This is a genomic window from Serratia sp. CoH_122_TC_1, from assembly GCF_058191755.1.
In genome coordinates this window covers 134,496-147,328 of record NZ_JBXWLA010000009.1, presented here as the reverse complement: position 1 = coordinate 147,328, position 12,833 = coordinate 134,496, and the positions used below count along the sequence as shown (strand labels likewise).

General features: G+C 53.9%; 13 protein-coding genes. 8 read left to right on the top strand and 5 right to left on the bottom strand.

All coding sequences use genetic code 11. The annotated features are described in order from the left end of the window. Positions 1-156 precede the first annotated feature (156 nt). The 4 genes from nadC to hofC all read left to right on the top strand — a co-directional run bounded on the left by nadC (position 157) and on the right by hofC (position 4,331). Positions 157-1,047, top strand: a complete 891-nt coding sequence (gene nadC / locus AC2FC2_RS13550) for a carboxylating nicotinate-nucleotide diphosphorylase (protein WP_265555780.1) — start codon at positions 157-159, stop codon at positions 1,045-1,047. 190 nt (positions 1,048-1,237) lie between these two features. After that, on the top strand, positions 1,238-1,687 hold the full coding sequence (gene ppdD, locus AC2FC2_RS13545; RefSeq protein ID WP_209635102.1) for a prepilin peptidase-dependent pilin: 450 nt from the start codon (positions 1,238-1,240) through the stop codon (positions 1,685-1,687). Continuing rightward, a complete protein-coding gene (gspE, locus tag AC2FC2_RS13540; RefSeq protein WP_490659383.1) occupies positions 1,684-3,135 on the top strand; it encodes a type II secretion system protein GspE in 1,452 nt (483 codons plus the stop codon). Before ppdD ends, gspE begins: the two co-directional genes overlap by 4 nt. Then, the gene (gene hofC / locus AC2FC2_RS13535) at positions 3,132-4,331 is read left to right on the top strand and encodes a protein transport protein HofC (RefSeq protein WP_404760412.1); all 1,200 of its coding nucleotides are present in this window, start codon (positions 3,132-3,134) and stop codon (positions 4,329-4,331) included. The genes gspE and hofC overlap by 4 nt, the downstream gene beginning before the upstream one ends. Positions 4,332-4,399: 68 nt before the next feature. On the opposite strand, the gene AC2FC2_RS13530 is transcribed toward hofC, so the two are convergent. Next, complete coding sequence (locus AC2FC2_RS13530) at positions 4,400-5,443, bottom strand: GMP reductase (RefSeq protein WP_404760411.1); 1,044 nt, start codon at positions 5,441-5,443, stop codon at positions 4,400-4,402. A gap of 379 nt (positions 5,444-5,822) precedes the next feature. On the opposite strand from AC2FC2_RS13530, the gene coaE reads away from it, so the two are divergent. From coaE to yacG, 3 genes are read left to right on the top strand one after another with little or no spacing between them, the layout of a single operon-like run. After that, entirely contained in the window at positions 5,823-6,437 is a 615-nt protein-coding gene (gene coaE, locus AC2FC2_RS13525; RefSeq protein ID WP_490659382.1) for a dephospho-CoA kinase, read from the top strand. A 5-nt stretch (positions 6,438-6,442) separates the two neighbouring features. Beyond that, a complete protein-coding gene (gene zapD, locus AC2FC2_RS13520) occupies positions 6,443-7,195 on the top strand; it encodes a cell division protein ZapD (RefSeq protein ID WP_490659381.1) in 753 nt (250 codons plus the stop codon). 50 nt (positions 7,196-7,245) lie between these two features. Beyond that, the gene (gene yacG, locus AC2FC2_RS13515) at positions 7,246-7,437 is read left to right on the top strand and encodes a DNA gyrase inhibitor YacG (RefSeq protein WP_037426075.1); all 192 of its coding nucleotides are present in this window, start codon (positions 7,246-7,248) and stop codon (positions 7,435-7,437) included. Positions 7,438-7,478: 41 nt separating this feature from the next. Here the strand turns inward: yacG and mutT are convergent, their stop codons facing one another. The 3 genes from mutT to secM form a co-directional block, all read right to left on the bottom strand. Then, positions 7,479-7,883 (bottom strand): 8-oxo-dGTP diphosphatase MutT, encoded by a 405-nt coding sequence (mutT, locus tag AC2FC2_RS13510; RefSeq protein ID WP_490308621.1) that lies wholly within the window; start codon positions 7,881-7,883, stop codon positions 7,479-7,481. 104 nt (positions 7,884-7,987) lie between these two features. Continuing rightward, complete coding sequence (secA, locus tag AC2FC2_RS13505) at positions 7,988-10,699, bottom strand: preprotein translocase subunit SecA (RefSeq protein WP_209635087.1); 2,712 nt, start codon at positions 10,697-10,699, stop codon at positions 7,988-7,990. Between the two features lie 87 nt (positions 10,700-10,786). Then, the gene (secM, locus tag AC2FC2_RS13500) at positions 10,787-11,320 is read right to left on the bottom strand and encodes a secA translation cis-regulator SecM (RefSeq protein ID WP_209635085.1); all 534 of its coding nucleotides are present in this window, start codon (positions 11,318-11,320) and stop codon (positions 10,787-10,789) included. A 26-nt stretch (positions 11,321-11,346) separates the two neighbouring features. On the opposite strand from secM, the gene AC2FC2_RS13495 reads away from it, so the two are divergent. Then, on the top strand, positions 11,347-11,871 hold the full coding sequence (locus AC2FC2_RS13495) for a DUF721 domain-containing protein (protein ID WP_490659380.1): 525 nt from the start codon (positions 11,347-11,349) through the stop codon (positions 11,869-11,871). Between the two features lie 14 nt (positions 11,872-11,885). On the opposite strand, the gene lpxC is transcribed toward AC2FC2_RS13495, so the two are convergent. Then, positions 11,886-12,803, bottom strand: a complete 918-nt coding sequence (lpxC, locus tag AC2FC2_RS13490; RefSeq protein ID WP_037426060.1) for a UDP-3-O-acyl-N-acetylglucosamine deacetylase — start codon at positions 12,801-12,803, stop codon at positions 11,886-11,888. Positions 12,804-12,833 lie beyond the last annotated feature (30 nt).

Below are 12,833 nucleotides of genomic sequence, written 5' to 3'. Positions count from 1 at the left end.
CAGGGCTGGGACGATCCTGCTGTGCATGGCGATGTGCGGTGCAGGCATCGGATAATGTATGATTAGCAGCGCAACCAACGTGCTGCTGTGGTACTTGTCACGGCAACAGAGTAGCATGTTCCCTCTACGAACTTACCGTCCATTTCGGAGTTTTCTATGCCGACACGCCGCTACAGTGCCGACAGTCGCCGCACCGAGCTTCTTGAACGAATTGAAAGCGATATCCCCTATGCCGTTGCCCAGGCCCTGCGTGAAGACCTGGGGGGCGAAGTCGATGCCGAACGCGATATTACCGCGCAATTGTTACCGGCCGACACCCAAGCCGAAGCGACCATCATCACCCGTGAACCCGGCATATTTTGCGGCCAACGCTGGTTGAACGAAGTCTTCATCCAATTGGGTAACCAGGTGAAGGTGGAATGGCTGGTGGCAGACGGCGATAGCCTGGTGCCCGATCAACTGCTCTGCAAACTGACCGGCCCGGCACGAGTGCTACTGACAGGTGAACGTACCGCACTGAACTTTGTACAGACGCTTTCTGGCGTAGCGACCGAAGTCAGCCGCTATGTGGCACTGTTACAAGGCACGCAAACTCGCCTGCTGGACACCCGTAAGACTTTGCCTGGGCTGCGCACCGCGCTGAAATATGCGGTGTTGTGCGGCGGTGGCAGCAACCACCGGCTGGGGCTATCCGACGCCTTCCTGATCAAAGAAAACCACATCATTGCCTCCGGTTCGATTAAAAAGGCGGTCGAGAAAGCGTTCTGGCTGCATGCCGACGTGCCCGTCGAAGTCGAAGTGGAGTCGCTGGATGAATTACAACAGGCGCTGGATGCCGGCGCCGACATCGTCATGCTGGATAACTTCAGCGTTGAGATGATGCGCACCGCTGTGGCGCAAACTCAGGGCCGTGCTCAACTGGAGGTTTCAGGTAATGTCACCAGTGACACCCTGCGCACCTTCGCCGAAACCGGCGTGGACTACATTTCCGTTGGTGCTCTGACCAAGCACGTGACCGCCCTCGATCTGTCGATGCGCTTCAAATAATGCCCCGCCTTCCCGCTGCAGCGGGGAGGTATTCCCCATCAACATTGCGACATCCCCCCCAATGTTGTAACCCCTGCTGCAAACACAACGCATTACGCTGGAAACACACCGCAAAACGCCGCTAAGCCCCTCGAAGCCTCTATCCCTAGCGTTTACCCTGCCCTCCACATTCATTAGGAGGCAACAACAGATGGAAACACAGCGCGGTTTTACCTTGATCGAATTGATGGTGGTGATCGCCATTATTGCGATCCTCAGCGCCATTGGCATTCCCGCCTATCAGCGGTATATCCAAAAAGCAGCGATGACCGACATGCTGCAAACCATGACCCCATATAAAATGGCCGTTGAGTTATGTGTACTCGACAATGGCGTACCCACTGCGTGCAACGCCGGCAGTCAAGGCATCCCTACAGGCGGGACATCACGTTATGTCAGCGCAGTTCAGGTCAGCCAAGGTGTTATTTCGCTGACCGGCACACAAACGCTTCAGGGGCTGACGGTGACGCTCACCCCAACTCAAAATACCCGCGGTCTGACCCGCTGGACCCGCCAGTGCAGCAGTGACAACACCAACTTGCAAGAGACCTGCCAAGAGGTCTTCCGTTTTGATACAACCAACACGACGCCAACACCATGAGTGTGACGATCAGCGATGAAATCCATGCACTGTGCCGACGCTATCAGGCGTTGGCACTCAGTGAAGACGAGTACTGCCTGAACGTTGCCCTGGCTGAAGAAGCGCCTCCAGCATTGCTAACGGCCCTGCGTTTCGCCACCGGTAAACGCATTCATCTGGAACAGTGGCCAGCAGCCCGGTTAGAGCTGGAGCTAAATCACCGTCAAATACAGGGCGACCACTTCCAACAAGCCCTTCAGGAACCTGAACCAGAGACCCCCTCATTAAATGATGACAGTGACGCCCCCGTCGTACAGTTCATTAATCAGACCTTGCGCATCGCCATTCAACGGCGCGCTTCGGATATTCATGTTGAACCTTACCAGCAGACGCTGCGTATCCGGCTGCGCATCGACGGCGTACTACAAGCCATAGCGTCACCACCTTTTGCACTGGCCGCACGCCTTACCGCCCGGCTGAAGATCATGGGGCAACTGGACATTGCCGAACGACGCCTGCCGCAAGATGGTCAGCTCAGCGTACAGTTGGATAACGCGACATACTCAATGCGCATCGCCACCTTACCCACGCTGCACGGTGAAAAAGTGGTGCTGCGGATCCTGCACACTGAGCGTCAGGAGCTACCGTTGGAGCAGTTGGGCATGGATCAGACTGCGCTGGCACAGTTTGCCGCAGCGCTGTCCTGTCCTCAGGGCCTGATCCTGGTCACCGGCCCGACGGGTAGCGGTAAAACCGTTACACTCTATAGCGGCCTCCGCCAGTTAAATGACGCGCAGAGCAATTTATGCAGTGTCGAGGACCCCATTGAGATCCCACTGTTTGGCGTCAACCAAACGCAGATTAACGCCAAAACCGATCTGGATTTCTCTCGCGTTTTGCGCGCCTTACTGCGGCAAGATCCGGATATCATCATGATCGGTGAAATCCGCGATCGAGAAACGGCAGAAATCGCGGTTAAAGCGGCGCAAACCGGTCATCTGGTGCTTTCCACATTGCACACCAACTCCACCAGCGAAACGCTAACGCGCCTGACCCATATGGGCATTCCCGGTTATTTGATTGCCGCCTGCCTGAAATTGGTGATTGCCCAACGACTGGTGCGCAAACTTTGCCGTCACTGCCGTTATCAACAAAGCGGGGAGGTGCACTTCCCCACTGCAATTTGGGCTGACCCTCTGCACCCCTGGCAAGCCGATGGCTGTGAACACTGTTTCAGCGGTTACTATGGCCGTATCGGAGTCTATGAATTGTTGACCATCACACCAGAGGTGCAGACCGGCCTATTGCAAGGTGCAGCCCCTGCTCAATTAGCCGATATTGCACGACAGCAGGGGCAAGCAACATTGTTGCAAGCCGGGTTAACGTTGGTTTCTCAAGGTGTTACCTCGCTTGAAGAAGTGTATCGCATTGTCGGCATCATTATTGCCGACACCGGAGAGGCACCGTGAAAAACTTACGCCTTTTCCTCTGGCAGGCGATTGACTCGCAAGGCCAACTGCACCAAGGGGAATTGATGAGCCCCGAAAAGAACAGGGTCAGCCTGTGGCTTATCGAACAAGGGCTGCAGCCCTACAAAATTGACAGTGGTAAACGCATTCCCCCCAGCCAGTGGCGCGGAGACCCCCTGATCCAATTCACTCGTCAGCTTGCCACTTTGTTGCAGGCCGGGCTACCGCTGGTTAGCGGATTACAACTCCTGGCAGCAGAACACCCTTCCGCCGCCTGGCGCTGTTTGCTACGGGAGCTCAGCGAATTGGTGCAGCAAGGCCAGCCGTTTTCGGAAGCCATCGCCGGACAAACGGCCATATTCCCTTTGATCTACCGCCAGTTGATCGCCATTGGGGAGCTCACCGGCCACCTGGATGAATGCTGCCTACAGCTTGCCCAACAGCAGGAAGCCCATCAAAAGCTGCAGAAGAAAGTGGTTAAGGCACTGCGTTATCCCTTGTTTATCTGCGCTGTAGCGCTACTGGTGAGCATGCTAATGCTGGTCATGGTGTTGCCGGAGTTTGCCGGTGTCTACCAGTCATTCAATGCGCCCCTGCCGTGGTTTACTCAAGGACTTCTGAATCTTTCCGCCCTGTTGATCGAGAGCGGCCCCTGGCTAGCCCTCGTACTGTTCTGTATGACGCTGGCTTATTTTCACCGTCTGCACCCGCAACCACGATGGCGCAGGCGTGAACAGGCAGCGCTACTCCACCTGCCGCTGATTGCGCCCTTGATCAAAGGCGGCTGTCTAAGCCAAATATTCCGCATTCTGGCGATGACCCAGCAAGCCGGGTTAACGCTGATTGAAGGCTTGAACGCAGCCGCACTGTCGATAGATAACCTGTTTTACCGTCAGGCAATTGAGAAGGTGCAGCAACAGATTGCGCAAGGGCACACTTTCCACAGCGCGTTGAAGCAACAAACGCTTTTCCCTTCGCTGTGTCAGCAGTTGGTACGGGTTGGCGAAGAGTCGGGATCGTTAGATACGCTGCTGGGCAAACTTGCTCTGTGGCATGAGCAGCAAACCTTTGAGCGGGCCGACACCCTGGCGCAAACGCTGGAACCCATATTGATGCTGGTGGTCGGTGGGATCGTAGGCACACTGGTGATCGCAATGTACCTGCCGATATTTCAGTTGGGGAATGTGTTGGGATGAACCTGAAGACAAACATGGGCGCAGCAAAACACTGCACCCACAATTTAGCTACGTGCAAGCAAGCCAGATTACTTGCTGCCGAAAACGCGGTTTTCCTGCTCCGCTACGCGGATGAAGGTGGTACGTTTGGTCAGCTCTTTCAGACGTTCTGCACCGACATACGTACAGGCAGAACGCAGGCCGCCCAAGATGTCACGAACGGTAAACTCAACCTCACCGCGCAAAGGCAGCTTAACGGTTTTGCCTTCTGCTGCCCGGTACTCAGCAACGCCACCAACGTGGCGTTTCATGGCTGACTCGGAGCTCATGCCGTAGAACAGCATGAATTTCTCACCGTTCTCTTCCACAACGGTCCCTTCGCACTCGTCGTGGCCGGCCAACATGCCGCCTAACATGACAAAGTCCGCGCCACCACCAAAGGCTTTCGCAACATCACCCGGCACGGAACAACCACCGTCGCTGACAATCTGGCCACCAAGACCATGTGCCGCATCGGCGCACTCGATCACTGCAGACAGTTGCGGATAGCCAACGCCCGTTTTCACTCGGGTGGTGCAGACTGAGCCAGGGCCAATACCGACTTTAACGATATCGGCACCGGACAGGATAAGTTCTTCAACCATTTCGCCAGTGACGACGTTACCGGCACAAATCACATGTTTTGGACAGGCCTCACGCGCTTTCTGTAAGAAAGCGACAAAATGCTCTGAGTAACCATTAGCCACGTCGATACAGATAAACTTCAGCCCCGGAGACAGAGCCAAAATCTGCTGCATCTTCACAAAATCGGCGTCGGAGGTACCGGTTGAAACCATAACGTGGCGCAGCACTGAGGCCGGGACGCGTTGCACAAAAGTGGCCCATTGCTCAACGGTGTAGTGTTTGTGTACGGCAGTGAGAACGTCGAAGGAAGCCAGGGCCTCTGCCATGCTGAAGGTGCCGACTGAGTCCATGTTGGCGGCAATAATCGGCACACCGGACCAGTTCAAGCCAGAATGTTTGAAGGTAAACTGACGTTCCAGCTCAACCTCTGAACGGCTTTTCAGCGTAGAACGTTTAGGACGGATCAGCACATCTTTAAAGCCTAACTTCAAATCTTCTTCAATACGCATGACTAATGATTTCCTGGTTTATGGCGACGGATCGCAGAGAGTATTCGAACCTATACCCTATAAAGTTGAAGTTTCAGCCAGCAACGCTGTAACTTGAAGAATGGCGGGTATAGATTAATGCCAGTTCCAGTGACGCTATCATACGCGCTAATAATCCCCGGACAAGACTGCGAATTCTCGATTATTTACGCTACAATCCGACAAATTTACCTGCGAAACCGCAATGTGAGCTCCCGCTCATTTTTCCTTTCTGGCTGCGGTTTTTATCAACGTACAACGCTAGCGACCAGACAAGCGCCACCTGCTGACTTGCACTTCTGCGCGATCGCTTTATGATTCGTCTATTATTTTTTTATGAATACCAGGTGCATTTCCTACCATGGCCTACATTGTTGCGTTGACAGGAGGTATCGGCAGCGGTAAATCAACCGTAGCGGATGCCTTTGCACGCCACGGCGTGACGGTGGTCGACGCTGACGTCATTGCGCGGCAAGTTGTTGAGCCAGGCACCCCGGTTCTGGCAACCATCGCCGATCGTTTTGGTAATGAAATGTTGCAGCCTGACGGCACACTTAACCGTGCGGCACTGCGTCAGCGTATCTTCAGTAACCCTGATGAAAAACGCTGGCTAAACCAACTGCTGCATCCGCTGATTCATCAGGAAACCCAACGCCAATTGGCGCAAGTCACTAGCCCCTATGCACTTTGGGTCGTACCACTGCTGGTGGAGAATAACCTGCAGGCGCGTGCTGACCGCGTGTTGGTGGTCGACGTTGACAGTGAAACTCAGTTGGCCAGAACCATTGCCCGCGACGGTATCAGCCGTCAGCAGGCGCAGAACATACTGTCCGCACAGGTCACGCGTGAACAGCGTCTGGCCGCAGCTGATGACATAATTGATAATAGCGGCGCTGCTCAGGGGATAGAGCCATTAGTTGCCGCACTGCATCGCCGTTACCTTGAGCTGGCGGCATCAGCGACCCGACAGGATTAAACTGAATGAGTGATGTTTCCCCAAGCGTTCTTTTTGAACACCCGTTGAATGAAAAAATGCGCACCTGGTTGCGTATGGAGTTTTTACTGCAACAGTTGCACGGCCAGCGCGCATTGAGTGAAACAGCCATCGCCTTGACGTTCTTCCGTACCATTGCCGATCTGCTGGACGTACTGGAACGTGGCGAAGTACGCACTGAGTTACTGAAAGAGCTGGAACGTCAGCAGCAAAAACTGCTGGCATGGTCCGATGTGCCCGGCGTTGATATGTCGCTGGTGGATCAGTTGCGCAACCAGTTAAAACACTGTGCTGCCGCCCTGATGTCCGCCCCGCGCCTCGGACAATCGCTGCGTGAAGACCGGCTGATTAGCCTGGTGCGCCAACGTCTGAGCATCCCTGGCGGTTGTTGCAGTTTTGACTTACCAACGTTGCACATGTGGATGCATGCGCCTCAGCAGGAACGGAATGGCGACGTCAGTCAGTGGCTGCAAACGCTCGAACCGCTGAACCAGGCACTGACCATGGTGCTGGATCTTATTCGCCAATCCGGGTCATTTCGCAATCAAATCAGTCTGAATGGCTTCTTCCAGGATAACGCTGAAGGGGCCGATCTGTTGCGCTTGCGCATCAACCTGGCCCACCAGCTTTACCCACAGATTTCTGGCCACAAGACGCGCTATGCGATCCGCTTTCTGCCGCTGGACAGTGAGTTTGGCACAGTGCCGGAGCGATTAACCTTTGAGTTGGCCTGTTGTTAACCCAATGAAATAAAAACCTTTCATACGTTGGAAGGGTGTAAGGAACTGATATGACGACCGTAGTGAAATGCCCAACCTGTGGCAAAGGTGTGGTATGGGGTGAAGTCAGCCCATTCCGCCCATTTTGCAGCAAACGCTGTCAGCTGATTGATCTGGGCGAATGGGCTGATGAAGAAAAACGCATTCCCAGCAGCAGTGATTTGTCAGAAAGCGAAGACTGGAGCGAGGCAGACGATCGCTGATCGTCGTGCTTACCGGCCTGGCATTTACCAGGCCGGCTGCTTTACTGCGCAGCGTTAGCCTGCGCCACCAGCAGTTTAATAATACTGACATTGGCTTCTGGGAAGTCTTCCTCCCGTAAATCAGCCTGCTTCACCCAGCGCATTGGCTGCCCTTCGCGGCCAAACGGCTCGCCCGCCCAGCTCTCCACCAAATAAAAATTCAACGTCACGATACGATCGCTAAAGTGGTGCTCAAGGACTTCCAGCAGCTCTGCACGTTCGGCCTCAATGCCGGTCTCCTCCAGCAGCTCACGCTTAAGCGCCTGTTCCGCCGTCTCACCCTGCTCAATCTTACCGCCTGGAAACTCCCAAAAACCGGCCATATGTGAATCGGCCGCTCGCCGGGTAATAAAGATTTCCTGCTGGGCGTTACGAATGATGCCGACAGCAATGTTCAGGTGTTTCATCGCATTCTCCTGATTGATTCATTCATTAGGGCCGCAGTTCGCCCCAAAAAACAGGGGTTCAGCATGCTGAACCCCTGGGTTTTATTGGTTACACACCGCCGGATTTACTTCTGCAGACGGCCGTGGCACTGCTTGTATTTTTTACCGGAACCGCAAGGGCAAGGATCGTTACGGCCAACTTTGCGTTCTGCGCTCGCTGGTGCATCAGGATCTTCGGTAACAAGCGCGTTTTCTTCGTAATGGCTCAACTGTTGCTGTTTAGCCAAGCGCTCAGCTTCTTCGCGGCGTTGCTGTTCCAGTGCTTCAACCTCTTCCGGCATCCGCACCTGCACTTTGCTCAGCACGCTGATCACTTCATGTTTCAGTGACTCAAGCATGGTCGCAAACATGTTGAAAGACTCACGTTTGTATTCCTGCTTAGGATCTTTTTGCGCATAACCACGCAGGTGGATACCCTGGCGCAAGTAGTCCATGGCCGCAAGATGCTCTTTCCACAGTGAGTCCAGCGTTTGCAGCATCACGCCTTTTTCGAAGTTGCGCATCATCTCGGCGCCAACAACTTCTTCTTTACGTTTGTACTCTTCTTTGGCTGTTTCCAGAATACGCTCACGCAGCGTTTCTTCGTGCAGCTCTGGCTCTTTATCCAACCATTCTGCAATTGGCATATCCAGATCGAAGTCGTTCTTCAGGCGTTCGGTCAGCCCCTGAACATCCCACTCTTCTTCCAGTGACTCTGGCTGAATGTAAGCGTCGATAGTGGTTTTGAACACATCTTCACGGATGCTGCTGATGGTTTCGCTAACGTCAGATACGTCCAGCAGCTCGTTACGCTGGCTGTAGATAGCACGGCGCTGATCGTTGGCCACATCATCGTATTCAAGCAGCTGTTTACGGATATCGAAGTTACGGCTTTCCACTTTGCGCTGTGCGTTGGCAATGGCTTTGGTGACCCACGGGTGCTCAATGGCCTCACCTTCTTTCATACCCAGTTTGCGCATCATGTTGGAAACGCGATCAGAGGCGAAAATGCGCATCAGGGCATCTTCCATCGACAGGTAGAAACGGGATGAACCGGCGTCCCCCTGACGACCAGAACGGCCACGCAGCTGGTTATCGATACGGCGAGATTCATGACGCTCGGTACCAATAATGTGCAAGCCACCTGCGGCTAACACGGCATCATGGCGAATTTTCCAGGCCTCTTTAATTGCAGCAATTTGTTCTTCAGTTGGATCTTCCAACTGGGCAATTTCTGCCTGCCAACTGCCACCCAAGACGATATCGGTACCACGACCCGCCATGTTGGTGGCGATAGTAACCGCTGACGTCTGCCCGGCTTGCGCAACAATATCCGCTTCCATGGCGTGGAACTTGGCGTTCAACACCTTATGGGCAATACCGGCCTTCTCGAGTTCACGCGAAACCACTTCAGATTTCTCGATTGAAATCGTACCAACCAGTACTGGTTGGCCGTTGGCGGTACGCTCACGAATGTCTTCAATGATAGCGCCAATCTTCTCCAGTTCAGTCATGTAGACCAAATCAGGCATATCTTTACGCAACATTGGGCGGTTAGTCGGCACCACAATGGTATCGAGCTTATAGATAGAGCTGAATTCGAAGGCTTCGGTATCGGCAGTACCGGTCATCCCGGCCAGCTTCTCGTACAAGCGGAAGTAGTTCTGGAAGGTGATCGATGCCAGCGTTTGGTTCTCGTTCTGGATTTCCACGCCTTCTTTGGCTTCAACTGCCTGATGCAGACCATCAGACCAGCGACGACCGTGCATAGTACGACCGGTGTGTTCATCAACGATGATGACTTCACCGTCTTTTACGATGTAGTCAACGTCACGGGTGAACAGTACGTGGGCGCGTAACGCAGCCGTTACGTGGTGCATCAGCATAATGTTGGTTGGTGAGTACAGTGACTCCCCCTCCTCCATAATGCCGGCGTCCATCAGCATTTCTTCGATCAGGATCAGACCGCGTTCGGTCAGGTGTACCTGACGCGCTTTCTCGTCAACCGAGAAGTGGCCTTCGCCCTGGAAGGTATCTGAGTCTTCTTTTTCCTGACGAATCAGTTTAGGAATCAGTTTGTTAACCTTGATATACATCTCCGAGCTGTCTTCAGCCGGACCCGATATGATCAAAGGAGTACGCGCTTCATCGATCAGGATGGAGTCAACCTCATCCACCAACGCATAGTGCAGCTTACGCTGAACGCGTTCCTCAGGGCTGAATGCCATGTTGTCGCGCAGGTAGTCAAAACCGTATTCGTTGTTGGTACCGTAGGTAATGTCTGCGGCATAGGCTTCACGCTTAGCCGGTGCTGGCATACCTGGCAGGTTAATGCCGATGCTTAGACCGAGGAATTCGAACAATGGACGGTTGTTTTCGGCGTCACGCTGTGCCAGATAGTCGTTCACGGTGACCACGTGCACACCACGGCCACTCAAGGCGTTCAGGTAAGCCGGCAGGGTTGCGGTCAGAGTTTTACCTTCACCAGTACGCATCTCTGCAATACAGCGATCATTCAGTACCATACCGCCCAACAGCTGTACGTCGAAGTGACGCATGCCGAATACGCGCTTACTGGCCTCACGCACGACCGCGAAAGCTTCCGGCAGCAGGTTTTCCAACACTTCGCCCTTTTCCAGGCGCGCACGAAACTCGTTGGTTTTGGCTTTCAGTTCGTCATCGGACAGTTTTTCCATGTCCGGTTCCATCTGGTTGATCAGCTCAACCGATTTGCGCATGCGGCGCAGCGTACGATCGTTACGGCTACCAAAAACTTTGGTCAATAATTTCACTAACATGATGTTTGATATCTCTGTCATGACGGCCAACACAGGCAGTCAATTTGCTGTTATTTTTTAGGTTTTTTGTCGCCCGGCGGGCAAAAATCAGATTAGGGCAGCGGGCCCGGCGCGAATGCCCTGCACCTGTGCGAGCCACAACCCGGTCTGATGCTGCGCAAAGGCAGGCAGTACGGCATGGTGGGTATCACGAATGATGGTTGGCGGCTTCGGCTCATGCGTCAGCAGCGCGTTAAGCGTAGAAAGCAGCGCCAGTTGCGCTACCTGCAAAGGGGGTTCAGCCACTTCCGCTTCGTTTTCCTGCACGCGCGCATAGACGGCCTGCGGCGCAAGAGCAAAAGAAAGGTGACGAATGACGGTGCGAAGCGCATGCTGGTGCCAGTAATCGACACTGAAGGTCGGGCGGCGATGCGCTTCTTGCAGTAACGCCAGGCTCTTAAAGGCATTACTGGCGGAATTTTGCCGGTTCAGGCTGGACGAGGTGCTCGGCAGAGCGGCTTGATCAGGTGCGCCGGACAGATTTGAAGGTACGCCAAGCGTGGCCGCAACCATCCCTAACAGGAGATGGGGCCAGAAATAACGTCTGCCAAATTGTCGCCAACGATTTAGAATACCGATCACGAGTTTATTATCCGCCGGAGCCCATTATGCGCGATAGCCGTCCACAATTATTAGATTCCCTGTTCGACGACGCGTCTGCAGAAGACAAAGGGCCTCTGCATAACGTCCAGCAACGCGCAGTGGCGCTGCTTAAGCTTAACCGTGCAGTGAAAGGTCTGTTACCGGTTCAACTGCATCCTTGGTGCCGCGTCGCGAATTTCCGACAGGGTATTTTAGTGCTAGAAACGGCAAATGCCAGCTGGATGATGCGCCTACGCTACGAACAACCGGCTTTATTATCTGCACTACGAGCGCAAATTCTACCATCATTGTCGTCGATCGACATCAGGATTAATCCGGCCTTGATGGCAAAAGGGAGCAACCTTGCGCAGAACACCGCAAAAAACGCGGGAAATGCACAGCCGAGCGCACCGATGCGTCATCTGAGCGAGGAAAGTGCTAAAGAATTAAGGGGATTGGCGAGCAGAAGCCCAGAAAAACTGCGCAAGATATTGGAACGACTGGCGTCGTTGGCCGGAGAGAGTGCCAACGCGACCAGTCGTGATAAGTAATCAGCGGTATCGACTTATGCCAATACGGTAGACGGAGCTTTGAATGCCAGTGGCATTTCTGCTTCGTCCTGGAAAGTGACGTATTCCCACGCTTCCTGTTTTGCCAGAACGGCTTGCAGCAACTTGTTGTTCAGCGCATGGCCAGACTTGTACGCGGTAAACGCGCCAATGATGTTGTGGCCGCACATGAACAGATCGCCGATAGCATCCAGCATTTTGTGACGAACAAATTCGTCTTCAAAACGCAGGCCATCTTCGTTCAGAACGCGATAGTCATCTACCACGATGGCGCAGTCAAAGCTGCCGCCCAACGCCAAACCACGTGACTGTAAGTATTCAATGTCACGCATAAAACCGAATGTACGCGCACGGCTGATTTGGCGCACGAACGAGTCGGCAGAGAAATCCAGGCGGTAGCGTTGCGTACTGGCGTCGATCGCCGGGTGGTTGAAGTCGATGGTGAAGTCCAGGCGGAACCCGTTATGCGGGGACAGCTCAGCCCACTTGTCGCCATCTTCAACACGCACGGTGTCTTTCAGACGCAGGAATTTCTTCGCAGAGTTCAGTTCTTCGATGCCGGCATCCAGCAACAGGAAGACGAACGGGCTAGCACTACCGTCCATGATTGGGATCTCGGCGGCGTCAACTTCGATAACGATGTTGTCGATGCCCAACCCAGCCAGCGCGGCATTAAGATGCTCAACGGTAGAAATACGCACGTCATGCTCATTCACCAGGCAAGTACAGAGCATGGTATCACGCACGGATTTTGCATCAGCCGGAAAATCAACCGGTGGATTCAAGTCAGTGCGACGATAGATGACCCCGGTATTAGCCGCCGCGGGGCGCATTGTCAGCGTGACTTTCTTGCCGGTATGCAAACCGACACCCGTCGCCTGAACAATACGTTTTAATGTCCTTTGTTTGATCATCGTTTTATCTCGCAATGTTATCAATCCTAC

Excerpts from the sequence above, each read along its gene's own strand:
- AC2FC2_RS13530 (WP_404760411.1), bottom strand. The coding sequence starts at position 5,443 with ATGCGTATTGAAGAAGATTTGAAGTTAGGCTTTAAAGATGTGCTGATC.
- AC2FC2_RS13495 (WP_490659380.1), top strand. The coding sequence starts at position 11,347 with ATGCGCGATAGCCGTCCACAATTATTAGATTCCCTGTTCGACGACGCG.
- secA (WP_209635087.1), bottom strand. The coding sequence starts at position 10,699 with ATGTTAGTGAAATTATTGACCAAAGTTTTTGGTAGCCGTAACGATCGT.
- coaE (WP_490659382.1), top strand. The coding sequence starts at position 5,823 with ATGGCCTACATTGTTGCGTTGACAGGAGGTATCGGCAGCGGTAAATCA.
- nadC (WP_265555780.1), top strand. The coding sequence starts at position 157 with ATGCCGACACGCCGCTACAGTGCCGACAGTCGCCGCACCGAGCTTCTT.
- mutT (WP_490308621.1), bottom strand. The coding sequence starts at position 7,883 with ATGAAACACCTGAACATTGCTGTCGGCATCATTCGTAACGCCCAGCAG.
- yacG (WP_037426075.1), top strand. The coding sequence starts at position 7,246 with ATGACGACCGTAGTGAAATGCCCAACCTGTGGCAAAGGTGTGGTATGG.
- lpxC (WP_037426060.1), bottom strand. The coding sequence starts at position 12,803 with ATGATCAAACAAAGGACATTAAAACGTATTGTTCAGGCGACGGGTGTC.
- zapD (WP_490659381.1), top strand. The coding sequence starts at position 6,443 with ATGAGTGATGTTTCCCCAAGCGTTCTTTTTGAACACCCGTTGAATGAA.
- gspE (WP_490659383.1), top strand. The coding sequence starts at position 1,684 with ATGAGTGTGACGATCAGCGATGAAATCCATGCACTGTGCCGACGCTAT.
- ppdD (WP_209635102.1), top strand. The coding sequence starts at position 1,238 with ATGGAAACACAGCGCGGTTTTACCTTGATCGAATTGATGGTGGTGATC.